This window comes from Methanobrevibacter sp. (genome assembly GCF_017468685.1).
In the GTDB taxonomy this organism is placed as follows: Archaea; Methanobacteriota; Methanobacteria; order Methanobacteriales; family Methanobacteriaceae; genus Methanocatella.
In genome coordinates this window covers 1-26,836 of sequence record NZ_JAFUHT010000090.1, presented here as the reverse complement: position 1 = coordinate 26,836, position 26,836 = coordinate 1, and the positions used below count along the sequence as shown (strand labels likewise).

At 31.7% G+C, this 26,836-nt stretch carries 25 protein-coding genes; 8 read left to right on the top strand and 17 right to left on the bottom strand.

The genetic code is table 11. The annotated features are described in order from the left end of the window. Positions 1–170 precede the first annotated feature (170 nt). The 5 genes from IJ258_RS11595 to psmB form a co-directional block, all read right to left on the bottom strand. Positions 171–3,644, bottom strand: coding sequence for a hypothetical protein (locus IJ258_RS11595; RefSeq protein WP_292807049.1), 3,474 nt, complete (start codon positions 3,642–3,644; stop codon positions 171–173). Between the two features lie 298 nt (positions 3,645–3,942). Then, positions 3,943–4,971 carry an L-sulfolactate dehydrogenase gene (gene comC, locus IJ258_RS11590; protein WP_292807047.1) on the bottom strand — a complete coding sequence of 343 codons (1,029 nt, stop codon included), beginning with the start codon at positions 4,969–4,971 and terminating at the stop codon, positions 3,943–3,945. 12 nt (positions 4,972–4,983) lie between these two features. Then, entirely contained in the window at positions 4,984–6,003 is a 1,020-nt protein-coding gene (gene purM / locus IJ258_RS11585; protein ID WP_292807045.1) for a phosphoribosylformylglycinamidine cyclo-ligase, read from the bottom strand. Positions 6,004–6,086: 83 nt separating this feature from the next. After that, positions 6,087–8,000 carry a beta-CASP ribonuclease aCPSF1 gene (locus IJ258_RS11580; protein WP_292807043.1) on the bottom strand — a complete coding sequence of 638 codons (1,914 nt, stop codon included), beginning with the start codon at positions 7,998–8,000 and terminating at the stop codon, positions 6,087–6,089. A 131-nt stretch (positions 8,001–8,131) separates the two neighbouring features. Next, entirely contained in the window at positions 8,132–8,746 is a 615-nt protein-coding gene (gene psmB, locus IJ258_RS11575; protein WP_292807041.1) for an archaeal proteasome endopeptidase complex subunit beta, read from the bottom strand. Between the two features lie 181 nt (positions 8,747–8,927). On the opposite strand from psmB, the gene IJ258_RS11570 reads away from it, so the two are divergent. Further along, complete coding sequence (locus IJ258_RS11570) at positions 8,928–9,656, top strand: class I SAM-dependent methyltransferase family protein (RefSeq protein WP_292807039.1); 729 nt, start codon at positions 8,928–8,930, stop codon at positions 9,654–9,656. Here IJ258_RS11570 and cofG read toward each other — a convergent pair. From cofG to IJ258_RS11545, 5 genes are all read right to left on the bottom strand, one after another. Then, positions 9,643–10,734: a 7,8-didemethyl-8-hydroxy-5-deazariboflavin synthase subunit CofG gene (gene cofG, locus IJ258_RS11565; protein ID WP_292807037.1), complete on the bottom strand. Its 1,092-nt coding sequence runs from the start codon at positions 10,732–10,734 to the stop codon at positions 9,643–9,645. The two genes, IJ258_RS11570 and cofG, sit on opposite strands and share 14 nt — an antisense overlap. A 1-nt stretch (position 10,735) precedes the next feature. Next, positions 10,736–11,173, bottom strand: a complete 438-nt coding sequence (locus IJ258_RS11560; protein ID WP_292807035.1) for a DUF2120 family protein — start codon at positions 11,171–11,173, stop codon at positions 10,736–10,738. Positions 11,174–11,185: 12 nt separating this feature from the next. Continuing rightward, positions 11,186–12,124, bottom strand: coding sequence for a GTP cyclohydrolase MptA (mptA, locus tag IJ258_RS11555; protein WP_292807053.1), 939 nt, complete (start codon positions 12,122–12,124; stop codon positions 11,186–11,188). Between the two features lie 190 nt (positions 12,125–12,314). Further along, positions 12,315–12,791 carry an Lrp/AsnC family transcriptional regulator gene (locus IJ258_RS11550; protein WP_292807033.1) on the bottom strand — a complete coding sequence of 159 codons (477 nt, stop codon included), beginning with the start codon at positions 12,789–12,791 and terminating at the stop codon, positions 12,315–12,317. Between the two features lie 236 nt (positions 12,792–13,027). Continuing rightward, on the bottom strand, positions 13,028–14,191 hold the full coding sequence (locus IJ258_RS11545; RefSeq protein WP_292807031.1) for a tRNA (guanine(10)-N(2))-dimethyltransferase: 1,164 nt from the start codon (positions 14,189–14,191) through the stop codon (positions 13,028–13,030). A gap of 92 nt (positions 14,192–14,283) precedes the next feature. Here IJ258_RS11545 and IJ258_RS11540 point away from each other — a divergent pair, with 92 nt between their 5' ends. After that, positions 14,284–15,390: a DegT/DnrJ/EryC1/StrS aminotransferase family protein gene (locus tag IJ258_RS11540; protein ID WP_292807029.1), complete on the top strand. Its 1,107-nt coding sequence runs from the start codon at positions 14,284–14,286 to the stop codon at positions 15,388–15,390. A gap of 26 nt (positions 15,391–15,416) precedes the next feature. On the opposite strand, the gene IJ258_RS11535 is transcribed toward IJ258_RS11540, so the two are convergent. Beyond that, the gene (locus tag IJ258_RS11535) at positions 15,417–15,722 is read right to left on the bottom strand and encodes an MTH1187 family thiamine-binding protein (protein ID WP_292807028.1); all 306 of its coding nucleotides are present in this window, start codon (positions 15,720–15,722) and stop codon (positions 15,417–15,419) included. 53 nt (positions 15,723–15,775) lie between these two features. On the opposite strand from IJ258_RS11535, the gene IJ258_RS11530 reads away from it, so the two are divergent. Next, entirely contained in the window at positions 15,776–16,651 is an 876-nt protein-coding gene (locus IJ258_RS11530) for a TIGR00269 family protein (protein WP_292807027.1), read from the top strand. On the opposite strand, the gene IJ258_RS11525 is transcribed toward IJ258_RS11530, so the two are convergent. From IJ258_RS11525 to comB, 5 genes are all read right to left on the bottom strand, one after another. Next, a complete protein-coding gene (locus IJ258_RS11525; protein ID WP_292807026.1) occupies positions 16,610–17,554 on the bottom strand; it encodes a calcium/sodium antiporter in 945 nt (314 codons plus the stop codon). The genes IJ258_RS11530 and IJ258_RS11525 overlap by 42 nt on opposite strands. Before the next feature lie 2 nt (positions 17,555–17,556). After that, positions 17,557–18,879, bottom strand: a complete 1,323-nt coding sequence (locus IJ258_RS11520; RefSeq protein ID WP_292807025.1) for a hemolysin family protein — start codon at positions 18,877–18,879, stop codon at positions 17,557–17,559. Positions 18,880–18,902: 23 nt separating this feature from the next. After that, positions 18,903–19,115: a DUF1922 domain-containing protein gene (locus tag IJ258_RS11515; protein WP_292807024.1), complete on the bottom strand. Its 213-nt coding sequence runs from the start codon at positions 19,113–19,115 to the stop codon at positions 18,903–18,905. 65 nt (positions 19,116–19,180) lie between these two features. Next, complete coding sequence (locus tag IJ258_RS11510) at positions 19,181–20,350, bottom strand: TraB/GumN family protein (RefSeq protein ID WP_292807023.1); 1,170 nt, start codon at positions 20,348–20,350, stop codon at positions 19,181–19,183. A gap of 44 nt (positions 20,351–20,394) precedes the next feature. Continuing rightward, complete coding sequence (comB, locus tag IJ258_RS11505; protein ID WP_292807022.1) at positions 20,395–21,081, bottom strand: 2-phosphosulfolactate phosphatase; 687 nt, start codon at positions 21,079–21,081, stop codon at positions 20,395–20,397. 38 nt (positions 21,082–21,119) lie between these two features. Between comB and IJ258_RS11500 the strand changes: the two genes are divergently transcribed. Beyond that, positions 21,120–21,638, top strand: coding sequence for a hypothetical protein (locus tag IJ258_RS11500; RefSeq protein ID WP_292807021.1), 519 nt, complete (start codon positions 21,120–21,122; stop codon positions 21,636–21,638). A 55-nt stretch (positions 21,639–21,693) separates the two neighbouring features. Further along, a complete protein-coding gene (locus tag IJ258_RS11495; protein WP_292807020.1) occupies positions 21,694–22,617 on the top strand; it encodes a methanogenesis marker 7 protein in 924 nt (307 codons plus the stop codon). 6 nt (positions 22,618–22,623) lie between these two features. Here IJ258_RS11495 and mmp10 read toward each other — a convergent pair whose 3' ends face one another. After that, positions 22,624–23,871, bottom strand: a complete 1,248-nt coding sequence (gene mmp10, locus IJ258_RS11490) for a methyl coenzyme M reductase-arginine methyltransferase Mmp10 (RefSeq protein ID WP_292807019.1) — start codon at positions 23,869–23,871, stop codon at positions 22,624–22,626. A gap of 483 nt (positions 23,872–24,354) precedes the next feature. On the opposite strand from mmp10, the gene mcrB reads away from it, so the two are divergent. The 3 genes from mcrB to mcrC are packed head-to-tail and all read left to right on the top strand — an operon-like array spanning position 24,355 to position 26,782. Then, positions 24,355–25,686: a coenzyme-B sulfoethylthiotransferase subunit beta gene (gene mcrB / locus IJ258_RS11485; protein WP_292807017.1), complete on the top strand. Its 1,332-nt coding sequence runs from the start codon at positions 24,355–24,357 to the stop codon at positions 25,684–25,686. A gap of 39 nt (positions 25,687–25,725) precedes the next feature. Beyond that, entirely contained in the window at positions 25,726–26,181 is a 456-nt protein-coding gene (mcrD, locus tag IJ258_RS11480; protein WP_292807015.1) for a methyl-coenzyme M reductase operon protein D, read from the top strand. Between the two features lies 1 nt (position 26,182). Next, positions 26,183–26,782 carry a methyl-coenzyme M reductase I operon protein C gene (gene mcrC / locus IJ258_RS11475; protein WP_292807051.1) on the top strand — a complete coding sequence of 200 codons (600 nt, stop codon included), beginning with the start codon at positions 26,183–26,185 and terminating at the stop codon, positions 26,780–26,782. Positions 26,783–26,836 lie beyond the last annotated feature (54 nt).

Below are 26,836 nucleotides of genomic sequence, written 5' to 3'. Positions count from 1 at the left end.
GTGGTAAGCCACATACTTTGCAATTTCTTCATCCAGTGTTGTTTTCGTAACTTTATTTAAAACTTCAATAGTTGATTTTCCTGACATAATTTATTATTTGTCATTCATCTATAATAAAAGTTTGGTAACTAACTATAAAAAAGAAAAAAGTTAAGAGAAATAGTTTTCTCTTATTTTTTGATTTTAATAGTTGATTTTTTCTGTTTAGCAACAACATACTTGTTTGCAGATGATATTACAACTTTATGTTTTCCAACTTTTAATTTTTTGACATTTAGTTTAGCAATTCCTTTTGAATTAGTTTTTAAAGTGTAAGTTTTTGCTTTTTTACCAGTGAAAACTTTTACTTTAATTTTAATTCCGGTAATTACTTTTTTAGTCTTTTTATTTTTAAGTGTTACTTTAAAGTATTTGCTTTTACCTTTTTTAGCAGTTACTTTTTTAGCAATAAATTTAGCTGGAGCTTTTTTGATTACAATTTTGGTTGTAATTTTTGAAGCTTTAAAGTTTTTAGAATCTGCACCAGAGACTACTACTTTGTAGGTACCAGGTTTTAAGGAGTCAAGTAATAATTTTAACTGACCGTTCATACCGGTGTTACCGTTGTAGTTGTAGTATCTGTTTTTGGAAATATAAATTTTGATGTTAATTTTAGCATCATAGATTGCTTTTTTATTTTTAGTGTTAGTTAATTTTACAGTTAAGTATTTGCCACCTTTATAGTATGCGGTTACTTTTTTAGCAGTGATTTTTGCACTAGCTTTTTTGACTGTAATAGTTTTAGTAATTGCACTTGCATCATATCTATTGTCAGCGCTACTTACACTAATTTTATGTTTTCCAACAGCTAAGGATGCACTGAATGAAATTTGACCTTTACTATTGGTTTGGAATATATAAGTCTTTTTAGAATCCTTGTCAATTTGAACTAAAACATAAACATTAGCGACTGCTTTTCCAGTTTGTTTATCAGTAACTTTGATTGTGTATGTTGTTCCAGTATTATATAATACAGTAACATCTTTACCATTGATTACAACTGGTATTTTATTAATTGTAATTGTGTCCTCTTTACTAATATTATTGATATTTTTAGTATCATTGTTACTTATTACAACTTTATATTCTCCACTCATTAAATTAGATAAACCACCAATTTCAGCAATACCTTCTGAATTAGTATTTAAATAATATGTAGTAGTGGAAAGCTGAGGTAATACTAATTTAAGAAGTATATTAGGTAAGACTTCGCCTGTTGCTGCACTTGTTACTTTAATGCTGTATTTTTTATCAGTGCCGTAATATTCACTAAATTTTGTTGGTGTAATTATTAAATTTGCTTTGTTAATTGTAATATTAGTTTTAAATGCATCAAATTTAAGATTATCTCCAGGTTTTAATGTTACATTGTATTTACCTGCATCCATATAATGGTATTTAAGGTTAATAACAGTTCCATCCAGTCCATAATTCAATGCAAATATTTTTGAATTAGCAAATTTTAAAATTCCGTCGGAATCACTTATAGCTGATCCTTTTGCAGGATTGGATGAAGTGATACTTCCTACAACATCAGTGAAGTAGTTGTCAGTTTCAAAACTTACAGTTTTATTTGCAATTGGTTCGTTTGTATCTATATCTATTAATTTAAAGGTAAAATTACCAGTTAAATATTCATTTTCAAGACAAATTGCTTCAATTTTAGCATTGTAAATTCTATTTAAGGTTACATTAAAGGTAGTATTTCCATATTCGATAGTTAATGTAGCTGTAGTAAAGTTACCATTTTCTAAAGTGAAATATAATGTTCCATTTTCAAGTTTATAATCTTCATTAATTTTAATAACAATTGTGTCATTGCCATTTTTGTAGGTAACATTAAGTTTTAAATCATCTTTATTAATATTAATGGTAGTATTACCATTAATTACATCAACTTTTACTTCTCCTTTCTTAGTGGAGTTAATATTAGTGGAAGTTGTTGCATTAATTCCATAAACGGTCAATGCCATAATTTTTGTGGAATTTGCATAAGTATCAGTTCCAAGGTAATTAATAGTTAAATCGTAAATACCGTATGTAAATTTATCAGTTATTGTGATAACTGAGTTGTTGCAGGTAAATTTAACTTCTTTACCATTGTTTAAGATTTTAATGTTATCTGAAGTAACATTGATGGCAGTTCCGTTAACTGATTTTACTTCAACAGTGAAGTTAATTACTTCTCCTACACCAGTTTTTTTGTTATCTGGTGCAGTAATGTTAGTATCAACTTTAATGGTAGTTTTTCCAGTTAAATTGTTTTCTGCATTATATTTGATGTCCACATATGCACTTTCAAAAGGTTTGTTTACTTTAAATATTATTGTTTGTTTGTCATCTGCAAGAGTAATTCCTTCAATTGTTTCATTATAAGTTTGATTATTGATTTTCCAGAATAATGTTGCGGTTACGTTATTTAAATTAACATCAACCGGATCTGCACCATCACTGAGGTTTAAAGTAATGTTAACATTACCATTTGAATCAATATCTGCAGATTTTTGAGGGTCAATAGTTTGATTTCCCCATACTTTTAATACTATATTAGTTTCATTGGATGCATATGTAACATTACCATTATATATTATTGTTAAATTATGCACTCCAATATCTAATTTAAGAGTAAGATTTGAATTTTCAAATTCAAAGTCAGTACTTTTCATTTCTTTTCCATTATCAAAGATTTTTAAATCAGCTTTATTAATATTTAATTGATTTTCTTGACCATCTTTTATTGTGATACTGATGTCTTTAATCTCTTCTGATTTAAATTTGTTGTCTTCTTTGACAGTTTCTGCTTCAATTTTGGTACTAACTTTAATAGCAACAGTTTTGTTATCAGTTGCATTGATATATTTTATAATCAAACTTGCATTGATTAATTTATTATTAAGGTTATTTTCAGCAGTATTGAATCTTATGGTACCATTTTCATCAATGGTAAATTCTGTAATGGTTAAATTACATACGCTTCCAGTTTCATTGGTATAGACTAATGTTAAGTTATAGTGTTCTTGAGCTCTATCCACTATTTCATCCACTTGATCGGATATTTTCACTGGAATTTCAATGTTTTTCCCATCACAAACAACACTAGTTTCGGTTTCGATAGTGTTGTTTCCATATATTTTTACAGCAATTATCTTGGATGAATTGTAATAAGTTCCATTACCTAAATAATTAATTGTAAAATTATATTTTCCTGTAGATAATTTTTCTGTTATTGTAATCATTGAATTATTATAGTCAAAGGAAATATTTTTATCTCCATTATAAATAATAAAATTATTTTTATCTACATTAATATTATTTTTTGATTTGTTGTCTTTTACTTCAACTGTAAATGTTTTATTTGAATCTTCTTTATATTCATAAGAACTTTTATCAGTTTCAACAGTTGTATTTATTTTTTCTGTATCTGTATCATCGGGTACGTTTTCACCAGTATCACTATCATTACTGAGGACAACGTCTGTTCCATCATCTGCTAATGGAGAATCACTGTTGTCAGTGAGATTATCACTAGCACAGACAGATCCGATGCTTATTAATAGAAATATTGCTATTGCTATTAACAGTATACAAGATTTGTTAAATTTCATAAATTATTGTCCTCCTTTTTAAGAAAATCTTTTTTTTACGTACAAATATTTTTTTAAATATTTATAACAAGTATAGTTATAATTTTAATATTATATAAAATAATCTATTTTTTTAACTCAATATTGTATTTAGCTCGTTTTTTTTAAAAAAGAACTAATCTTAGAAACTAAAAAAAAGTTGTTTAATTCTTTTAATGGAACAATCTGCTAAGTTTAGGTTTTCTTAAAATTAAAATTTAATGTAAAATTAGTAAAATTAGATTAAAAAAAGGTTTGTATGAGTTATGAAAATAACTCATCATTCTTCAACATAGGAATCTATGTCGATATCTAAATCGTCACAGATTTCTTTTAATTGTTCATATAATTTTTTATCAATTGCTACACCATTAGCTTCCGCATCAGCAATTCTTTTGACTTCTAAATCACCTGGAATTGCAACTGTTTCACCGGTTGCTCTGACTTGGGAGATGAAATCTTCAGTGTTTGCTTTGAATTCATCAAAGTCTCCAAATTTAGAAGGATCAATTGCAATATACAAATCTCCTTTTGTACAATCTTTTTCAGGAGATGCGGTACCGGTAACTCCATGACCGTAACCTGCCTGTACTAATGGTCCAGTTAGAATTTCAATTAATAATGCAAGTGCATATCCTTTGAATCCACCAAATGGTAATATAGAACCTTCAAGTGCTGCTTCTGGATCGTTGGTTGGATTTCCATCTTTATCTAATGCCCATCCGTCTGGTAAATCCAATCCTTTTCTTTTAGACTCAATGATTTTTCCACGTGCAGTCACTGAAGTTGCCATGTCTACGGTAATATATGAATCTGAAGGAATACCTAATGCAACAGGATTAGTTCCAATCAATGCTTCTTTTCCACCTAAAGGTGCAATAGCCGGATCAGTGTTTGCTATGACAAGTCCGATACAGTTTTCTCTTAATGCCAAATCTGAGTAAAATCCTGTGACTCCAAAGTGGTTTGTATTGTGAACTCCTACACATGCAATACCTACTTCTTTTGCTTTTTTAATTGCTATTTGCATAGCTTTGTATGATACTGCCTGTCCGAATCCGCTGTTACCATTGATTAATGCAATTGCAGGAGTTTCCTTTTCAATAGTGATATTTTTTTCTAAGTTTATTGTTCCTGCTTTAATACTAATCAGGTATTGTGGAAATCTTCCAAGACCATGTGATGTAAATCCTTTTAAATCAGCATCTATTGTAGCTTCTGCAACTAATTGTTGATCTTCTTCGCTAGCTCCAAGCTTAGCAAGTATTTCTTTTACAAGAGCCATTTCATTATCTTTCATTATCTTCATTTACACACCTCATTAGTATTCAATTATTGTGTCATCAAATGCTTTGACGGTTATTTTTTCATCATCTGTCACTTTACCGATTATCTGACAATCACAATATTCTTTAATTGTATTCATTATTTTATCAGCTTCTGTTTCTTCACAGATTACAACAAAACCGACACCCATGTTGAAAACTTTATACATTTCCTTGATGTCAACGTTTTGTTCATAAATAAGTTTAAATATTTCAGGAACTTCTGGAAGGTCATTAATGTCGTATCCAACACCTTTTTTCAATCTTCTAAGGTTGGTGAATCCTCCTCCGGTAATATGGGCAAGTCCATTAATATTATATTCTTTTTCAAATAGGCTAACAATAGGTTTAACATACAATTCAGTTGGACGGATTAACTCTTCACCGATTGTGGTTTCACCATTAGGCATCTTGTCATCTACGGTCAATCCTGCATCTTCAAATATTGCTTTTCTGGCTAAACTGTAACCATTAGAATGAATTCCATTACTGTTGATACCGATTAATACATTTCCTGGTTGGATGTTTTCACCAGTGATTATTTTATCAATGTCAACAAATCCAATACCTGTACCTGCAAGGTCAAAGTCTTTGATAATTCCAGGCAATGATGCGGTTTCTCCACCGATGATTGCAATTTTTGATTCATTTGCCCCTTTAACTAAACCTTCAGCAATTTCAGCTGCTCTTTTAGGGTCAGGTTTTTCAACAGCCAAGTAATCAACTAATGCTATTGGTTCTGCGCCGACACATAAAATATCGTTTACAACCATTGCAATGCAGTCAATACCTACGGTATCATATTTGTTCATCATTTCAGCAATTAAAATCTTACTTCCAACACCATCAGTACTCATTGCTATTGCCTTATCTCCTAATCGTACTAAAGCTGCATAATGACCACTGTCAGTGATAATATCTCTACATTTTAATGTTGATTTAAGTTTATCAGCTAATGCAGATACAGTAACTGCTTCTAAATCAATATCAACACCAGATTCTGAATAAGTAACCATGATTACACCTATTTTAAAATAAAATTAATGTTGTAATAATTTTACAACATTTATCAATAATTATTTTTGTTTTATATAATATATTAATGTATTCTTACACAATCCAAATTAATCGGAGTTTTAGTTTCAATCTTATAACTTCTATGTATGGATGAAGCTAAATCAACTGCTTTATATGGGTCTCCGTGACAGGTAATGACCTTTTCAGGTCTTGGATTAAGTCTTTTAACATATTCCATCAATTGTCTTCTGTTGGAGTGACCACTGAATCCATTAATTGTTTTAACTTGCATTTTGACACAGAATTGTCTGGTTCTTCCATCATCATCTTCAAGAGGTATTTCTTTCCAGCCTTTTTGAACTCTTCTACCCATTGATCCTTCAGATTGGTAACCTACGAATATAATTGTGTTTCTTTCATCTTCACATAACCATTTGAAGTATTCAACTGAGTTTCCACCAGTCAGCATACCTGAAGTTGACAGGATGATTGCAGGTTGTTTTGATTCGACAATCTCTTTTCTTTGGTCATGATTTTGAACTTTTTCAAACATTTCTGAGACAAATGGGTTTCTTCCCATGTGGAAGATTTGGTCTCTTAAGTCTTTGCTCAAGTATTCAGGTCTTGCAGTATGGATTGCTGTAGCTTCCCAAATCATACCGTCAATATAGATTGGCACTTCTTCAATCATTCCATGTCTCATGTACTCTTCAAGCACGACCATAAGTTCTTGTGCTCTTCCCACAGCAAATACTGGTACAAGTACTTTTCCTCCACGTTTGAGAGTTTTGTAGATGGTTTTCATCATTTCTTTTTCAGCGTTGTTTCTGGAAGGCTGTACGTCTTCCCTTCCACCGTAAGTACTTTCCATAATGACGGTTTCAGCACGTGGGAAACGAATGGTTGCAGGTTCAAGTAACCTTGATGGTTCATATTTGAAGTCTCCGGTATACACTAAATTGTGAGCTCCGTCTCCAATGTGCATATGGGAGATTGCTGAACCTAAAATGTGTCCTGCATTATGTAATGTCAATCTGATGTCCGGTGAAATATCGGTTACTTCACCATAATCTAAAGTTATTGTATTTTTAATTGCCTGTTTTACATGTTTTGATGTAAATGGGAGGGGATTGCCTTCCCTGTGAGCAATATCTAAGTGATCAAATTGTAAGAGTGTAGTTAAATCTCTTGTTGGAGTTGTACAGTAAACCGGTCCATCGTATCCATAATGGAAAAGGTAAGGCACAAATCCACAATGATCTAAATGAGCGTGAGATATAATAACTGCATCCAATTCTTCAATTGAAAATTCTGGAGCATTCAAATAAGGGAATGCATTTTTATTGTCTGATGCAGCGACATTAACACCACAATCCAATAACACACGACTGTTTGGTGTTTGTAATAACATTGATGAACGTCCTACTTCTTTAAATCCGCCCATGGAAGTTACTCTTGCCCAGTCATTAGGGTATTTGCTTCCTTGGTGAATTTGGCGTCCAAGACGTTGTAATAATTTTTTCCTATCTTTACTACTATTTTTCTGGATAGTTCTAATTTTTCCAATGATGTCTGAGCTAATTGGAGGGGTTCTTAATATTTTAGGTGCCCATCCGGTGTTTTTAACAATATTCCTTGAGGTTACTCCGTATTTTCCAATAACAAGTCCCGGTTTTTTAGCGGTAATTACTACTTCCCCGGTTACTGTATCAAAGTAAATATCAGTAATTTCAGCTCCATCTGGAACAATTTCGTGAATTTTATTGATTGTTGCTTCTGGTTCAAGTAAAGCACTTTTGTCAGATCTAATAATAATTCTTTTTCTAAGTTCTTTTGCAAGTGATCTTATAAGATCGCCATTTTCAGTAATAATTTCCGGATTTTTAGTATAAACCACTACTTCAGGTCCTTCAAATTCTACTTTGGAAACCTGGATTTCATCAGGTAGCTTACCTAAAATCTCTTTTTTAATATCTTCTAAAATATCTGAAGTCATATAATCCCTTCAAAAAAAGTTTGTGTAGGAATATAGTTTATGAAAAGCGCATTAAGCTATAATCAGTAAAATTTCATAAACTATCTACACTATTATATAAAAAAATAGTTAGTTATGAAAAATTAGCTTACTTATATTTTTTCAAGAATCTCATTAATTTTTTCATTATCTAACATTTCAAAGCCGTTTTTGTCTACTTTAGCGACTAAATATCCGTTACCGGAGTATGTGTCACGTTCAGCAGCAGCTCTAATAGCTCTTATAGCTATTTCAATTCCTTCGTCAGTTGTTAAATCATCTCTAAATCTGTCTTCAAGAACACCGTAAGCTACGATGGAACCTGATCCAGTTGAGATGTAAGTATCTTCAATCATACCACCTGCTGGGTCGAGTGAGTAGAGAGATGGTTTATCTCCGTCCATTCCTCCAAGTAATGTTTGAACATACATTGGTCCGGAACGTAAGATGTTTGCAGTTAATGATGCAGCTGCTTTAACACTGATTGTGTCATTGTTTCTCATTTGGTATAATGATACTTCTGCTTCAATAACTTTCATTAAACTTTGAGCATCTCCAACAGAACCAGCAATGGTTGTTACAATATGATCATCAATTTTAAATATTTTTTCTGCTACTTTATGAGCTACAAGGTTTCCCATACTAGCTCTTCTTTCGCTTGCAAATACAACTCCATCTTTACAAGTAATTCCGACGGTGGTTGTACCTTCTAGTATTTTATCATCCATTTAAATACACCTCGTATAAGTATTTAAAATATCTAATTTCAACTACTTATAGGTTAATATAACAAAATATAAACTAATCTGAAAGATTAATTTTATTTAAAATCAGAATCAATAATTAGTATAAACTAACAATATTAATATTAGCTATTTGTATATATAAACTTTTCTTTCAGGTGTGCGGATGAAATATAAAAAAATCGGAGATATCTTAATATTGGATAACAGTTATCTTGGAAATGATTTTGAAGAGTTATCAATAAAACATAATGTTAAAACCATAATGAAAATCGACCATATTCAAGGAACTAAAAGAGAACCTGTCTATAAGATTCTTTTTGGTGAGGAAACCGAAACAGTCAACAAAGAAAATGGATGTTTGTTTAAATTGGATTTATCTAAAGTAATGTGGTCTAAAGGAAACAATAATGAAAGATTAAGGATTGCAAAATTGGTTAATGATGGTGAAACTGTAATTGACATGTTTGCTGGAATTGGTTATTTTTCAATACCTATTGGTGTTCATGCAAATGCCAGTGAAATAATATCAATTGAAATCAATCCTAATTCTTATAATTTCTTATGTGAAAATATCAGGTTAAATAAATTAAATAATGTAACTCCAATTTTAGGAGACTGTAAAATCGAAACTCCCAAATTTAAGGCAGACCGCATAATAATGGGTTATGTCAAGACAACTCACCATTATTTGAATGTTGCTATAAATAGTCTAAATGAAGGTGGAATAATTCATTATCATGAAACCGTTCCTGAAAAATTAATCAATACAAGACCAATTGAAAGGATAATTTCGCAAGCTAACGGTCGTGATGTGGAGTTGCTAAAAATAAATAAAATTAAAAAATATGCTCCTGGTGTAGAGCATGTTGTTGTTGATGCTAGGATATATTAGAAATTTTTTCCAATAATAAATCGTTTAACCATTCGCTGTTAATGTATTTTTCATAAACACATAATCTTTCGATTAATTCAAATCCTGCATCTTCAGTTAATTTTTGAAGTTCATCAATTCCAGGCCATGGAGAAGTAATATTTACAAAATCAGGGCTCACTGGTGAAACTCCTCCCCAATCATCGGCACCGCATAAAAGGAAAATTTGTGCAGTGTCATTGTTTAAATTTGGTGGAACTTGTATGCTCACATCGGTGTCTTTAAATACCAATGTTCCCGCAATTACGGTTCTTATCATATCCAAAAAACTAGGCTCGGGCCAATTTTCCATTTCAATACCTTGTATTGGAGTGAAATTTTGAATAATCACTTCTTGAATGTGGCCGTATTTATCATATAAATCCTTAATTGCGAGTAATGATTCGGCAATTTCTTCTTTATTTTCACCAATTCCAATTAAAATCCCTGTGGTATAAGGAATTTTTAGTTTTCCTGCATTTTCAATGGTTTCTAATCTGACTTGAGGATTTTTACCTGGGCTTTTATTGTGTGCAGGCAATTCCATTAATCTTGATGATGAATTTTCAAGCATCAAACCCATTGATGCATTAACTTCTTTTAGCCTTTTTAAATCATCATATGAATAATTTCCACCATTGGTATGTGGTAATAATGTTGTGTTATCCAGTGTCATCTGACAAATGTCAACAACATAATCAATCATTGATTCATATCCATATTCAGCTAATTTGAGCTTTACGATTTCCTCTTCATCTGCATCTTCTCCAAAAGCAAACATTGCCTCTTTACAACCATATTGTTCAGCTTCTTTTAAACTTTCCAATATTTCGTCTTTACTTTTGAGAATTATTGCTTGAGGATCATCAGGGTTCTTTTTGAAATTACAATATCCGCAATTGTTTCTGCAGATTTCAGTCAATGGTATGAAAATATTTTTAGAATAAGTAATAAGATTATTCTCTCGATATTTAACTGTTTCAGACATATATTTTATTATTTCGCTGTCAGTTGCAGTTAATATTTTGAGAATATCTTCTTTAGTCAAGTTTGATGTCATATTAATCACGTTCTGAAACAGTAACTTCTACATAAAGTGGAGGTATCTCGTTTTTGTCTTCCCATATTGCAATTACCAAATCATATTTTGGAAGTTCAAAAACTTTATATGCAACAACAAGTCCCATGGATTCCAGTTCTTCTTTCATTCTTATGAATCCTTTGTTATCTAGGTCATTAGTTGTTACTTCACTTTGTTTAATGTTTTTGTCTCCAACTTCGAGAATTTCTGAAATTTTTTCAGAGGTGGCATCCAGTTCTTTTGCATTGAGTATTTCGCCAACTTCCTGAAGTTTGGATTCAAGTTCAGCTATAGGAACTACTTTTCTAGATCTGCCTCTAACAATTAATATCCTTTCATTATCTATTGCAGGTCTTGATCCTTTGAATGATTCAAAAAATCCCATTACTTCTCCTGCAATTTCATAAGCTTTTTTCATTAAATCATATCCTTAGATATTTAATTCTTCTTTTAACTCACCAAGAGTAGTTACTTTTTCTGCATAAGCATTGTGTCTGTGAATACTTTCTTGATTTTCTTGGCGTGCAGTAATTAATGTGTCATCAGGGAAATCAGAGTATTTTTCAACAATTTTTTCCATCATATTTCTGACACAGTCTTCAACAAAAACAGGTTTTCTGTGTGCATTCATTACTGTAGCGTTTTCATCAGGTCTTTTAAGCAATTCACACACTGGAGAACTCATAGAAGTTTCAATAATGTCAATTAGGTCTTCAGCTTTAACAATTTTGTCTTCTGGAACTTCAATTAATAATGTTCCTACTCCCCTTTGATTGTGAGAAGCAAAAGTAACAGTGTCTAATACTTTTTGTGCAGTTTCTTCATCTAAGAATTCTAATAATTTAGTTTTATCAGATTCCCTAACGGATTCCTGTGCACATGGACAAACTGTCATTCCGATAAGTTCGGCACCAATACTTTTTCTAATATCTATGTTACCTTCATCATCTCTAAGCCCGATTGCTTTTGCTTTTAGTTGGGCCATTTCCTGAGTTTTGTTTTTGGTAACTGGGGATTCTTTCATGAACATAAAATCAGTTGTCATTGAGATTTCAACACGTTTTGCATATTCGTGTTTTGTCATCATCTTGTCAACTATTTTTGCACATAATGATTCAACATCTACGGTAGAGTCTTTAGCTACAGTTTCGAGGACTTCACTAATGGCTTCCGGGTTTCTAGACATGTGTACTCCTTTTTGATTGCTTGGTAAATCTACAAAAGCATCAAAAGAAGGTAGTAAAATTATTGGTCGTTTATTTTTTCTTTCTAGTTGTAATAATTTTTTAACTCCAGTGACGCCCACTCTAGTCAATTTTATAGGTACACTGGGAGCATCGTCTTGAGTATCGGGTAAGCATACTGCCAATTTCATAACCTCGTTTTAAATTAAATACTATTATTTATTGTTTTTTTCATTTATATAGTTAAATGATTTTTTAGTTTATGTTGTAAAATCATTATAACATTGTAATATATTTTTCCTCCAATAGTAAAAAACATAAAAATTAAATAAAAAATAAGAAATAAAAAAATTATTTGAACAATAGTTGTTCAAATTATAAAATATTTGAAGATCCCATGTCTTCTTTAATAACATCAAGAACAGTTTGTGTATAGGTTCTTTCTATAATTGGATCTTTTAATAATTCTTTAATAAATGCATTTAATTCATTGGTATTTCTGAATTTAGCAATTAAAAAGGCATCATATTCTCCAGTAACATCATATATTCCTACAACATTTTTATTAAAGAATGTTTTTTCTTCCCAGTTTTTGAGTTTTCCACCTTTGACTCTAACTCCGATAATTGTTGTTAAAACAAAACCCAATTTTTCATGGTCAATAACCGGGGAGAATTTTTTAATTACTCCTGATTTTACCATTTTGTCGATACGATTATGAACGGTTCCTACAGAAACATCTAAACTACGTGATATTTGTCTATAAGAAGTTCTCACATCTTCATTAATAATTTTTAGGATGTTAATATCGGTATCATCAAGTTTTACAACATTGTCTTTAGTTTTTACCATTTCATATCTCCTTTATAATTTATTAAAAATGGTTTTGGTTAAATTAACATTAACCTTATGGTATATTGTAATGTTTTCATAATATATAAAAGTTAGTGTATTTTTTTATTTTTTTATTTATTTTTTAGTATAATTCACTAGTCGTAATTTTTATTTTACACAATTTTTTTAAAATTTGTCTCTTTTTTAAGTAGATATTAAAATTGTAACATTTTTTTTGTTTTTATTAAGATTTTTTAAATATTATTTAATTTTATCAAAATGTTTTTTATATCTTCAATAGTTGCATCACTTTTTATGCCTAATGGATTATAATGTGTTTTTAATGCAATGTGTCCCTGATTAATAAGCTCATCTAATATTGAATCGAATTTTGGTGCACTTACTTTTAATGATTTGCAAATACTGTGAACGTCATAAAAGGTAACAGGCGCATTTGCTTCAATTAAACATTTATTTAGAAGTTTTAAAGCATCTTTTTTACTATTTATTTTTTTATTGTCAGCTTCATTAATCATCTTCTGAATAAATTCCTCGTCTTGAATGTCTCCTAACCATAAAGGACCTGCATGAACCAGCTTTTCACCACAAACCGGACAAACTTCATCAATAGGGCTTGCTAATCCGTGGCTGGTTTGCCTATGCAAACAGTGTTTGCAGTGACTGATGTAACCTATATTTTTTAGTGATTCGTCAGTTCTTTTTGAACCTTTTTTAATTTCTAGATATAATCTCATATAATGTTCAGTGCTATGTGACATTTTCACTTCAATAAACTTGGCATATTTTGAAAGAGTAAGTGCAACAAAGCCTGCCAATATTCTAATTCCGGTTTCATGACAATATTCGCTTTTGTAAGGCTTTGAATTATATTTGCGTATGCATGGTTCAGGATAAGTTCCGCACAATGCTGATGTATCTGTAGCTGTAACGCATAGAAGTGAGTCTCTTCGAGCACAATATCCTGCTGAGTCTAGAAATGGGGAAGGGGTTCCAAAAGGATCAATATCAATTACATCAAATTCGCCACGCTTCATTCTCAAAAACATGCTGGCATCATGCTGATAAACATGAACGTCTTTTAAATTGTTTAATTCGATGTTGTGTCTTTCATAATGATTTGCAGTTTCACTGATGTCATTTATGCAAACATCACCAACACCATCAATTTCATTTTTATAACGAACTCCTCTGATTCCGCTGCCTCCAAATAAATCACATATATTCAATTCTCTTTGCTGTTCCTTTTGAAAAACTTGGATTGCAAGGATAGATAAGTCTCTATTCATTTCCATATGTGGATTATAAAAAACTGGTGCATCTGATGAGATTTTATCAAATTCTGGAAATTCAATTTTGGTCAATCCTTCTTCAATACTTTTAATTTTATACTCTTCCATTAATTTCACTCGTAATTCTTGATTATGTAATGTTTTAAATATTATTAGATTTAAATATATACTATTGTATAATATTTAAATTGGTGATTATTGTGTCAGATATTAATGTTCCTATTGCAAAACCAATAATTGGAGATAAAGAAATAGAAAATGTAGTTGAAGTATTGAAATCAGGAATGATTGCTCAGGGGCCAAAAGTTGAAGAGTTTGAGCAAAAATTTGCTGAATGGGTTGGAGCAAAATATGGTATAGCTGTTAATTCTGGTACTGCTGCATTACACACTGCATTACTTGCATGCGGTATTGGAGAAGGAGATGAGGTAATTACAACTCCCTTTACTTTTATTGCAAGTGGTAATGCAATTGTTTACACTGGAGCAAAACCGGTATTTGCGGATATTGATTTAAAAACATATACAATGAATCCTGATTCAATTGAAGGTTTAATTACAGAAAATACAAAAGCTATTTTGCCGGTTCAATTATATGGTCAATCAGCTGACATGAACAGGATTAATGAAATTGCTGAGAAATATGGTTTAATTGTTATTGAAGATGCTGCACAAGCGCACGGTGCAACATTTAAAGGCCAAAAAGTAGGAAGTATGGGAGATATGGCATGTTTCAGTTTTTATCCTACTAAAAACATGACTACTTCCGAAGGTGGAATCATCACTACTGATGATGAGGATTTGGCAGAACAAGCAAAAATATTCAGGGCTCATGGAGCTAGTGTGAGATATCACCACGATGCAATAGGATACAATTTTAGAATGACTGACATTTCAGCAGCAATAGGTCTTGCACAATTGGAAAAAATTGATGAATTCAACAATAAGAGAATAGAGAATGCAGCATATTTAAATGAAGGTTTGAAAGATGTTGATGGAGTAATCACTCCTTATTGTGTTGATGGTTCTAAACATGTATATCACCAATACACAATCCGTGTTGAAAAAGGAGACCGTGATGATTGGGTGGATATTATCAATGATTGTGGTGTCGGAACAGGAATCCACTATCCAATTCCATTATATAATCAACCAATCTACAGATACTTAGGATTTGAAGGAAATTGTCCAAATGCAGAGCTTGCAGCGGACAATGTAATTTCACTTCCGGTTCATCCTTCCTTAACAAAAGAAGATTTGGATTTGGTTATTCAAGCTGTCAGAAAAGCTTCAACCGAGTTAGATTAAATTCTAACTTTTTTATTTTTTTTAGATTATTTTAACATTTTATTAACTGTATCGACTTTAGCATCCAAAGTTCTGTTTTCAAGATCTCTTCTATCATCAACTTTTATGACTGTATATACTCTACCTACGCCAACTTCAAAAACAGCTTCCTGGGCTTTAGCAATTGCAGAGTATAATTCTTCTAGATTATCCGCCTCAATTTGAGTTCCCATGCCTGTTAATTGATAGTTTAATCCTGAATCTTTTATTACTTGCACTGCTGCAGTCACATAGTCTTTACATTCTGTTGTCTCGGTTCCCACTGGTAATATTGCAAAATCACATGTTATCATATTTTTTCACCTGGTAAAATTATTTATTTAACTTTTTATAAATCCTTTTAGTAATGGTTAAACTAGACAAAGATGAATTTAATGAGCATATTTTTACAAGAATCAATAATTTAATTTCAGATTATGAATTGATTAATGAAGGTGAGTTAATAGCTGTTGCATTATCCGGTGGAAAAGATAGTGTTTTAACATTGCATGCTTTAAAAAAGTATCAACAGTTTTTAGATTTTGATTTGGTGGCTATTAGTGTTGATGAAGGTATCAAAGGATATAGGCAACATGGTATTGATTCTGCAGTTAATAATGCTAAGGCATTAGGTGTTGAATTAGTTCAAAAATCATTTAAAGATGATGAAGGTTTTGCACTTGATGATATTTATTCTGATTTCAAGAGTGCATGCATCCCATGTGGAGTGTTTAGACGCAATATTTTAAATAAAACTGCTTATGAAGTGGGAGCATGCAAAATTGCGACTGGTCATAATTTAGATGATGAAATTCAATCTTTTTTAATGAGTTTTGCTCGTGGAGATACAATTAAGTTTTCCAAATTCGGGCCTGAACTTGATGTTATTCATCCAAAGCTTGTCCCAAGGATTAAACCTTTATGGAATACTCCTGAAAAAGAGGTGGGTATGTGGGCGGTTTTAAACAATATTGATATTCATCTCGATGAATGTCCGTACTCCCATTTATCACTGAGAGCTAAAATTAAAGAGTTTTTAAATGTTAGCGAAGATCAGTATCCTGGTATAAAACAAAATGTGATGGAATCATTTAAACAAATTTTAAATTTTGAAAATGATATTGTCACAAACCTTAATGAGTGTGAAGTTTGCGGTGAACCAACCTCATCAAGTATCTGTAAGGCTTGTGAGCTAAAAGAATTAATTTCTCAAAATTGCGAAAATCATATATGCAATGAATAATGCAATTAATACGATTCCTTCTTTTTTATCATATTTGTCTTGGGTTTTTCCAAATATGAAACATAATATTGTAACTGCTACCATGATTAATGTATCAATGAGCATATTTGGACTGATTGGTATTGCACTTATTGCACTGCTTGCACCTAAAACAAATAGGATATTGAAAATATTTGAACCTATAACATTACCTATTACTAATTGATTTTCTCCTTTCTTTAAAGCAGTAATTGATGTAACAAGTTCTGGTAAAGAGGTACCAATTGCAACAATTGTTAAACCTACCAATGTTTCACTCATTCCAAGTGCAATTGCTATATCTGAAGCACTATTTACAACCAAATCTCCACCAAGAATTATTCCAGCAAGACCAACAATGATGAAAATTATACTTTTTGGAAGGGATAATTTTGGTTTATCCACATAATTTGTAACTCCTGATTTGAAAGCGCCTCTAATTAAATAAGCAACATATCCGATTAGTATTACAAGTAAAATTATTCCTTCAATACTGGATATATCTCCTCCAAGGAATATGAAAACAAAAAGTAAAATTGAAATCAATACAAGAAACGGTAAATCTTTATTCAAAACACTTTTTTCCATTAGCAAGTCGCCAAGCAACGCTGCAATACCTATAACCATTAACAAGTTAAATAGGTTACTTCCAATAACATTACTCACTGCCATTGCATTGCTGCCAGTTAATGAAGAAGTAATGGATACTGCAGCCTCAGGAGCACTTGTTCCAAATGCAACGATTGTTAAACCCACGATAATTGTAGGCACTTTTAAAATTGAAGCAATACTGCTTGCCCCATCGACGAAAAAATCAGATCCTTTAATTAAGAATACAAATCCTACAAGCAATAAAACAACTTGTATAACTATTGATGCATCCATATTCATTCCTCGGTTGTAATTTCTTCTTGTGGTCCTAAATCAGTAACAAGAACCTTGTCGATTTGGTGTCCGTCAATATCGATGATTTCAAAGATAAATCTTCCGCATTCGTATTTGTCTTCTTCATCAGGAATTGTACCACTTAAACTTAAGATAAATCCTGCAAGAGTTGTGTATCCGTCTTCCTCTTCGTCAGGTAATTTGTCATTAAATTCAAATAATTCTTTAAATCTATCAATAGGGTATCTTCCATCAATTAACCAAGTTCCATCATCTCTTTGTGTTGCTTGAGGTTCATCATCTTCATCAATTCCCGGAATGTCTCCAACAATACCTTCCAGTAAATCATTTAATGTGATTAATCCTTCAACACTTCCAAACTCATCAACAACAAGGGACATATGAACATATTCCTGGTTTTCTTTAAATTCCTTTAGCAATTCTAATGTCTCTAAATGTTCTGAAACAACTAAGGGTTCTTTAACAATTTTATGCACATCAAATTCATCATCACTGAACATTACAGAGAGAATATCTTTTGCCTGAACTACTCCAATAAAGTCATCTAATTCCCCACTGGCAATTGGAAATATTGACCTTTTACTTTCAATAATCTTGACTTTATTAATGTCTCTGTCGTCTTCAAGATCAATCCAGATTATTTCATTACGCGGAGTCATAATTGATTCAACTTTCTGATCATCAAGTTTGAAAACTCTTTTGATGATGTCTTCTTCTTCTTGTTCGATAGTACCGTCTTCTCTTCCTTCTTTAATCATTAATTCGATTTCTTCTTCAGTAACGATGTCATCATTGTGGTTTTCAATTCTCATTAACCATAAAAGAAAACTGCTTGATTTTGCAAGAATGAAGCTTACTGGCTTTGATACTTTAGAAAGGATGACCATACTTTTTGCAACTTTTAGAGAAACTTTCTCAGGGTCATTTAAAGCAATAACTTTTGGTACAATTTCCCCGACAACTAATGTCAGGTAAGTTGTAATGATGACCACCACTGCCACGCTTATTGGTTCATTATACGGTATAAATGATATCACTTTGGCTAAAGGTTCAGCAAGTGTTACTCCACCAAATGCCCCAGTTAAAACACCAATGAGTGAAATACCGATTTGGACAGTAGATAAAAATTCGTTAGGATCTTCTAATAAATCAAAAACTATTTGTGCATTTTTGTTTCCTTCTTCAATGTATTTTTGCATTTTTGCTTTTCTAACAGATACTACGGCAAGTTCTGCCATTGATAAGTATCCTGTAAGTATTATTAAAATTAATATAATAATTATTTCGAGTGTCGTTCCAATCATTTTTAACAAACCATTAAAACTTTTTATAAGTCACTAGCTCTCATAAAACCAGTGTTTTTATATATTTTATTTTGCATTTCTTGGACTGCAAGAGACGCATCTTCTCTTGTAGCTACTTTTTGAAAAATACGTCTGGATTTAACTTTTAATGTTTTTCCACACACACATTTGCGTGTAGCCACTCCTTCTTTAGCATATAATGCTCTTCCACAGTCACAACGAAATATAAGATACATGATTTTTTTCCATTTAAAATTAATAGTAATTATAATATCATTGATATATTATATAAAATTTTCACTTATAATCCAAAAATTTTCATAAACAATGGTATGAATACTTTGGAAGGTAAGATTACTAATGTTGCTATACTAACTCCAAGGTTAGTTCCTATAACTACAAGAAGTATTCTAAATATGTTGTTCTCCCATAAATCTCTGAAACTTTCAATATTGGCTAAATTCTTTATGTCTCTTTGTCTGACTTTTCTGAATTTAGCTTCACACAAGCCTGAAAACCATCCTGCTGCAAGCAATGGATGAATTATTGTTAATGGAGCAACCAATCCTCCGACGATTGCAGAAATTAATTTTGAACCGGAAAGAATTGATCCGATGAATCCCATTATCATACTTATTATTATAAAGTCATAAATGTTCCAAGCTATGTTTATCCCACTAAAATAAGCCAGAAAAAATATCACAACGAATAATATTGGAATCATAGCTAGAAATATTTTCAGCCATGGAATGCCTTTTTTCTCATCAATAACTTCTAATTCTCTTAAATTTGGTAATTTTTCAGGATTGTCTAAGTATTCTTCTATTCCTGGTTTGTGTCCTGCTCCAACAACAGCTATAACATGGTCTTGAGGAATCCTCATTATGCTGCCTGCAAGGTATGCATCCCTTTCATGAACAAGAACTTCATACACGCTAGGGGCTTCATCTTTAAACATTTCCATCAGTTCATCGATGTTTTCCGGATTTTTCAAATCTTCAATATCAATGTCTTCTTCATCCCCTAATCCGAATACAGAACCAATTAATCCAAATAAAAATTTTGCTTTTTCAATAAATCCCATTTTATTTAAAGCTCTTTGAAGGGTTACATTCACATCTCTGTCAATTAATGCAATTGGTATTCCCAAATCTTCACTTGCTTCAATTGCTCCTATCATTTCCGAACCGGGTGCAACATCAACATCCGCTCCGATTTTGGATTGGAAGTAACTTAAAAGTGTACTTGTGAAAAATAATGCAACTTTATTTTCTTTAATGATTTTAGTCACAGATATAGTGTCATCATGTTCGATACCCATCATTTCTTCTTTTAATCTGGTGTATCTGCCTCTATCAAGCTCAATTGCTACAATGTCTGGTTGGTGTTCATAAATTGCATCTTTAACTTCATCAACACTGTCTTGAGATACATGAGCAGTACCTATTATTTTTAAACATTCTCTTTTCAAAAAAACACTTCTTTGTAATTTATATTATCTAATATTTATTGGATTTAAATATATAAAGTTAATTCATTATTATTATATATAGCAACATTGTCACTGATATTTTTTAAGCAGCACTGATTTACGTCATCTTCATAACCGAGTCCAATCAAACGTTTTGCGGACCTTGAATTAATGAATGCGTCCTTTAAAGATTTATAATCTCTGCTTGCTAAAATTGCAGATTTTGCATATTCACTTAGTTCACATTCATTTAAATTTTCATTTATCCAGTATAATATTTCTCCTGATGCAAGAAAATCTTCAATTGCAAATTCTCCCTTAACTCCTGCCATAACAACGTCAACATGTTCGTCTGCAAGCTGAATACATTTTTGTGCAACGGCTTTTGCATTAACCATTGATCCGATTAAAACTTTTGAATTCATGTTTTTAAGAATTCTTGTCCCATTGCTTGTTGTTAAAATAAGGGTGTCTTTTGAGGTTTTTAATTCTTTAATTCCAGAGGGAGTATTTCCGATATCAAATCCCTCAATCATTTTGCCTCCTCGCTCTCCCGCAAGAATTCCACCTATTGAATTTTTTAAATCAAATCCTTCTTCGGGGGTAAAACAAGGTATAACTCTTTTAAAATTATTCAAAGCTAATGTTATTGTTGTGCTGGCTCTTAATGCATCAACCATGATTGACACATCATTACTTGTACTTTCTTCAAAGCTTAATGTTACTTTCATAAATTAATTTATATTATTGTCATTATAATAATATTATTATGAAAATTGTCACAACCCCAATGTGTGAGGAGATTGTAAAATTAGCAGGGATTAGCGAGTATTCAATTAATAAATTTCCAACCAAAGATGATGGAGATTTGGCGATTCTTCTTTCGGAAAGTAAAGTGGACATAGAATCTGTCCCCATTAAGATTAATACTTCCAAACAAATTTTTGAAAGTATTAAAGAAGTTTCCAAAGTAATCGGAAATGAATTGAGTGATGAAGAAATACTTCCATTTTTTGAAGATTATAAACTTTGTAAAAAATACTTGAAATCTGATTTTAAAAGAGACACTAGTGTTAAGGTATATTCTGAATTTTTAAAAGACATTGTTTCGGATGTGGGATTTGATATTGCTTTTGATAATTTTGATTATGTGATTTATCCGGATTATTTAAAAAATGACGTAATGGAAAAGGATAATCTTGTTGAAATTCCCTCTCACAACGATATTTCTAAAAATCCATTTGAAAAAGCAGAATTAAGATATTCAATTTTAGAAAATTTAATATAAGATATGGATTAAAAATTATAATATTATATAATTGCATTTTTTGAGAGTTGTTAATATGTATGAAACATTAACATTTACTGGTGGAGTTCACAAAAGTGAAGAAATAAAGGAATTAATTGAAGATTTGGGAGGATTTATTCTTCAGGAAAGTATTCAGCAAATGGAATTGGTCTTAAATATGGCAGTTCCTTTAGAAGATGTTGATAAAATTGAAGAAAAATCATCTGAATTATTGGCAAATTTATCTGTTGCTCCAATGGCAGGTTCAGAAATTGCTATCGTATCACCAACTCTTGCAAGACACCACTTGCCTCATGCTGCATGTGACATTTCCGAATATTTGCGTGAATTTGGTGCAAAGGATAATATGATTGGTCTTGCCCGTGGGGATGGTAAAGGAACTTCAGGCATTACTGAAGAAGAAAAAGACTTAATTGAAGAGCATGATATTGTTGTATTTGCGTTAGGCAGTTTTGAAAACTGTATTAAAGAAAAGTCATTCTTATATGATGATATTGATATTCCTGTAATTGTAACTGGGGCTCCTGATATTGATGTTGAAGAGCTTCCTGGTGCTGATGCATATGTTGGAGGTCTTGGTAGAATTCCTAGAAGACTTAGAAGAGGTCCGGACATACGTGCACTTGATAAATTAGTTGAGACTATTGAAGAGATTTTAAATAATAGAAAACGTGAAATGGCTCTCGATGCACCATTAGTCCCATCTATCGTTGTTAAAAATGCAATTGAAAATCAAATAAGGGAAATTAAAGATGTGATTTCTCCAACACCTGTAACTTCACAATTAGATGGTGTTCGTGTAAAGTTAAATTATGACACTTACGCAGAAGATATTGGTAATGTAGTTATTGACGGTAAAAAATTATCTGAAATTGCCGATATTAAAAAATCTAAAATGTACGATTATATTTTGGTTAAAATTAATAGTGAGAGTTCTCTTGTTGAGGATTCAAACTAATTTTTTTTAAAGTCTTCTCATACCGAAGAAGTTAATGGCATCAACTAAATCATTAAATTCCTCTAATTCTCTTTCTATGACATTTTCATCTGTCATATCTATACTTAATTCACCGTCCACTGTTAATGTGTCAGGGCCACGACCTATCAATCTGTCAATACCATCAGCACTTAAAATTCGTTCAGCATCTAACTGATGTACAAATGATCTGCCGGGCAGTATTACTGCATCTTTTATTTGACTCAAATCCAGTTTTTCCAAATCTTCTTTTGTAATTAAGCATGCTATCTCTTTTTCAACTGCAACCACATTTACTTTATTTTCATTGTCAATTTTGTCAAATATTTTGGAAATAAAGGGGGCAGCTATTTTTGAAGTAATTAATGTTGCTTCGCCAGTTATCGGTTTAATGAATTGTAGGAATACTTCATTTTCATCTTTTGCAATTGCAAATGGTCCGCCAGTTTCAGGATCGCACAATGGTGTTCCACTTACTCTAAATTTATATTCAGAATTAATTTGTTTAACAAGTTCTCCAAATTCTTCAACAGGTTGTGATTCGATTCCTTTAATTATAGGTTCATTTCCCAGAATCAATCCTTCATTGAATGTATTTGCAAATCTCATTAAAAGCATACCTTTTGCACCCCATTCCTCTAAAGTATTACATGTTTGTCTTAGTACGTCCCCATCATTGACTCCTGGAATTATCACTGCCGCTCCAGTCAGATCAATGTTTTCACTAAATATCTGACAGGCTTTTAGGGCTTCTTCAGGGTTTGGGTCTTTTACCCATGCTTTTCTAAGTTTTGGGTCTGATGCAAAAATAGTAAATGATACTTCCTTAACTCCGTTGTTGATTAGTCTTGTAGCGACATTTGAATCGGTAATTCCTTTTCCACATGTATATCCTAATACTGATGGAATTGAAAACTGATTTAAATTAGCTGTCAGTGTTTCTAAGTGAGGATAACAGCTTATGTCTCCCCCTCCACTGATGTATGCACTAATTTCACCTCTGGACATGTTCATCATTAAAGCAGTTTGAATTTCATTCATTACTTCAAATGGAGATTTAAAATCTCCTTGTGATTCGGCAACTCCTTTACTGCATCTTTCACATCCAATTTTATTAGGTAAACAATGTGCACAGCCAAAAGTTTTAACTTCTTTCACCTTTCTAAAGTAACAGTATTTGCAAAAACCATTACAATCTTTTCCAGGTATTCCTCCAACATCCGCTACAAGTTGCATATTAGTTAATTTTTATTTTTATTTTATTTATAATACATTGATTTTTTTTCATTGCTGTAATGTATTACTTTTAGTATTATTTATTACTATAAGTCTTGAAAGTAATAATTTTTTAAATTACTTTATTTTTAATTTTAATTGAATTTAATGATTTTTTTATTAAATTTAGTTATTTATTTTATAATTGAAAATTTTCAATATGTCTTGATGTATTATTTTAATAAATATCAATTTAAAATAAGAATAAAAAGTATTACTTTTGGTATTATTTTTCTTAAATAAAAAATCTTTTATTATACTTTATAAACTTTTCTAAAATATTTCATAGGTAATCTTTATATTATATCTTTTATAAAATAAAATTTGTATACCATATGGCTGGCTATTGCAAAAACTTGCTTTGTAGCTCAACTCAATTTGGTGAAAAATTTTACCATTGAGAGTGGTATATTAGTTAAACTCTATTTATTTAGGAGGGAAAAAATGGCAAAGTTTGATGATAAAATCGATTTATTCGATGATAGAGGCAACGAAATTGCATCTGACATACCAATCGAAGCTATCAGTCCATTAAGAAACCCTGCAATTCAAAGCATCGTAAAAGGTGTAAAAAGAACTGTAGCTGTAAACTTAGAAGGACTCGAAAAATCTGTTAAAACAGCATCTGTTGGTGGAGACAAATCTAGAATCTTAGGTAGAGAATTAGATCTCGCTATTGTAGATAATGCAGAAGCAATCGCAGACAAAATTAAAGAAACTATTCAAATTGCTGAAGGCGATGACACTAAAGTTGAACCTATTTCCGGAGGAAAAAGGTTATTAGTACAAGTACCAACTCAAAGAATTGATGTTGCTGCTGAATACTCTGTAGCTCCTTTAGCTACCGCAACTGCTTTAGTACAAGCTGTTATCGACATTTGTGATGTAGATATTTACGATGCAAACTTCGTAAAAGCTGCAGTATTAGGTAGATACCCACAATCTGTAGACTACAAAGGATCTAACATTGCAACCATGTTAGACATTCCACAAAAACTCGAAGGTGCAGGTTACGCTTTAAGAGGTGTAAAAGCAAACGATTTCGCTGCTGCTACTTTAAAAAACACTTTCCAAGCTACTGCATTAGCATCCATCTTCGAACAAACTGCTAGGTTTGAAATGGGTGATGCAATTGGTACATATGAAAGATTACACTTATTAGGTTTAGCTTACCAAGGTTTAAACGCTGATAATTTAGTATTGGATTTAGTAAAAGACAACGCAACTGAAGGAACTGTTGGTAGTATTGTACAAGCAACTATTGCTCGTGCAGAAGCTGATGGAGTTATCGCTCCTCAAAAAGAATTAACTGACTTCTCTATCTACAACACTGATGACGCAGCTAAATGGAACGCATATGCTGCTGCTGGTGCTGTAGCTGCAACCATGGTTAACATCGGTGCTGCTCGTGCTGCTCAAGGTGTACCATCTACTTTATTATACTTCAACGACAACATTGAATTCGCTACTGGTTTACCAAGTATCGACTATGGTAGAGCAGAAGGTGTAGCTGTAGGATTCTCCTTCTTCAGTCACTCCATCTACGGTGGTGGAGGTCCTGGTCTCTTTAACGGTAACCACGTTGTAACAAGACACAGTAAAGGATTCTGTATTCCTTGTGTAGCTGCTGCTATGTCCTTAGATGCAGGAACACAACTCTTTTCACCAGAAGCTACTTCCGGTTTAATTAAAGAGGTATACAGTCAAATTGATGAATTCAGAGAACCTATTAACGCTGTTGCAATCGCAGCTGATGAAATTAAAGGTGACATCTAATTAATTTAAATAAATCTAATTTTTCAGAAGGTTTTAATTATGGATATTGAGATTTTTCCTCACAGAGTTCTTGGAAGTGACACAACTGAAAAGTTGTTAAACGACTTAGAGTCTATTGATGATGTTAAAAGAACTGTTATTCATGGTCCAAGATTTCCAAAAACAGAAGAAACTTTACCGCCTCAATACCGGGAACGTAGAGTAATCAATGTTAATGGTGAGGATGTAGTATTACAGGTTAAAACTGGTAGGATTTTTGTTGAATTAACAATGGAATCCACTATTGATGAAATTGAAAAAGTTTGCAAACAACATATTCCATATGGCTTTGATATTAATCAAAGTAAAACCAATTATATTAGAAAAGAACAAACAGTTTCTGATAGAATTAAATATGGTGATATGGATTTACCAGATGAATTAATTGGAATGACAGATCAATATTCAAGTTTTGAAGACCATGTGAAAATTATTAGAAAGGATGACTTTGATTAATATGATAGGACGTTGTACTCACGTAGTGGATTGTCGAGAAGCAAGTGGTATGGGTAAAGGTGGAAGTCTTGCTCAAAGAGGGACTTTTGCTGAATGTGGTACTGATGTATGTGCAGTGGCTATGTCTCCAGGACGTAGGCATATTACCAAACCAGTTTGTGAAATCACTTTTGGTTTACGTGAAGCTAATGTTTTAACAAGTACTATGGTTTTAAATGCTGGTGCAGGTATTCCTCATGATGCTCCTGCTTCAGGTGGTACTTTATTTGGTCTAACTGATAAAGAAGTAGAACAAATGAAAAACTTTAAATTATTAGTTATTCACTTAGGCGGAGTTGCAAATCATATTATTTACAAAGCAAGATTAATTCTAAGGAATGTTAACAAACACTGCATTATTATATGCGAGTCACCAGTTGATTGTGAAGATTTTGCTAAAATTGGAGTAAAAACTTCTAAAGTCATGCCAACTGAGGGCAATGTTAAAACTAAAGGAACTATTGATGATATTGTAACAGGAGTTATCCGTGGTGAAACAATCTCACAAGAAAAATTAGATGAAATTATTAGAAAAGTTAAATTAGCATTAGGAGATGCATAATTATGGCACAAATTTATCCAGGTACTTCTCAGGTTGCTCAAAATAGAAGAAACT